The following is a 1,481-nucleotide window of genomic DNA, read 5'->3' as shown; positions in this document are numbered from 1 at the left end:
GAGGAAGGCATGGATCCGCTCGCCCGGCACGTTGCGGTGGATGAGCGCCTTGGGGAGCCGTTCGGCCGCGATCGACGGACGATCGAGGCCCTGAAGACGCAGCGAGAGCGTGAGCGACTGCGGGACGGCGTCGGCGTCGAGGGCGATCCAGGTCGTGATCCGCCCGAGTTCGTCGCACGTCCCCTCGACGAGCAGCCCGCCCGGGGCGAGCCGCGCACACACGCGGTCCCACGCGCCACGCACCTCGGCCTCCTGGTACTGGCGCAGCACGTTCATGGCCCGGATGACCGCAGGGCGCCGGCCGCCTGCCAGCGGAACCTCGAACCCGCCCAGCGCGAACGCCACCCGCGCATCCGCGGCGAAGCCGGTGGCCCCCGCGCGCACCGCCTCCAGCTGGTGCCGGGCGCGGGTGACCCGGTTCGGCTCGATCTCGAGGCCGACCACATCGACATCCGGCCGAGTGCGGGCGAGCCGGGCGTGCAGCTCCAGCGTCGTCACCGCACTCGCCCCATAGCCCAGATCCACCACCAGCGGGTCGGCGGCCCGGCGGAGCGAGGGATGCCGCGCGATCCAGCGGTCCACCCGCCGGAGGCGGTTGGTTCCCGTCGTCCCCCGGGTCACCTGCCCGATGGGGGATCGACCGCTCGCCATGAGCCCATGATGTCAGGCCGGTGCGCGGCATCCGGGCTCGCTATCATGGCGGCATGACTGCGCCCTATACGCTGATCCTCCTCCGCCACGGCCAGAGCACCTGGAACGAGCTCAACCTCTTCACCGGATGGGTCGACGTCCGGCTCTCCGAAAAGGGGAAGGCCGAAGCCCAGCGCGGCGGCGAACTCCTCGCCGAGTCCGGGCTCCTCCCTGATGTGCTGCACACCTCGCTACTCAGTCGCGCCATCCAGACCGCGGACATCGCCCTCGACGCGGCAGACCGGCTCTGGATTCCGGTGAAGCGCACGTGGCGCCTCAACGAGCGCCACTACGGCGCCCTCCAGGGCAAGGACAAGGCCCAGACGCTCGAGGAGTTCGGACAGGAGCAGTTCATGCTCTGGCGCCGTTCGTTCGACGTGCCGCCGCCCCTGCTCGACGACGACTCCGAGTTCAGCCAGGTGAACGACCCGCGCTACGCCGGCATCGACGGTGACATCCCGCGCACCGAGTCGCTCAAGCTCGTCATCGACCGCTTCCTGCCGTATTGGGAGAGCGACATCGTCCCCGACCTGCGCGCCGGCAAGACCGTCCTCGTGACGGCGCACGGCAACTCGCTGCGCGGGCTCGTCAAGCACCTCGACGGCATCAGCGACGCCGACATCTCCGAGCTGAACATCCCCACCGGCATCCCGCTGGTCTACCGCCTCGACGAGAACCTCGAGCCGCTCGGTCCGGGGGAGTACCTCGACCCCGAGGCCGCCGCAGCGGGCGCCGCCGCCGTCGCGAACCAGGGCAGCAAGAAGTAGCACCCACGCCACGCATGAGAAGAG

At 70.7% G+C, this 1,481-nt stretch carries 2 protein-coding genes; one reads left to right on the top strand and one right to left on the bottom strand.

Annotated features, from left to right (window positions below; genetic code table 11):
• On the bottom strand, positions 1-651 hold a 651-nt coding region (locus tag AC1DVT_RS20230; protein WP_477391188.1), incomplete at its 3' end, for a class I SAM-dependent methyltransferase.
• 53 nt (positions 652-704) lie between these two features.
• Here AC1DVT_RS20230 and AC1DVT_RS20225 point away from each other — a divergent pair.
• Complete coding sequence (locus tag AC1DVT_RS20225; protein ID WP_457099283.1) at positions 705-1,457, top strand: phosphoglyceromutase; 753 nt, start codon at positions 705-707, stop codon at positions 1,455-1,457.
• The last annotated feature ends 24 nt before the right edge of the window (positions 1,458-1,481 follow it).

Source organism: Microbacterium sp. P2_F9 (assembly GCF_056403635.1).
Note: the sequence above shows the minus strand (reverse complement) of the source record. Positions and strands in the feature narration are given on the sequence as shown.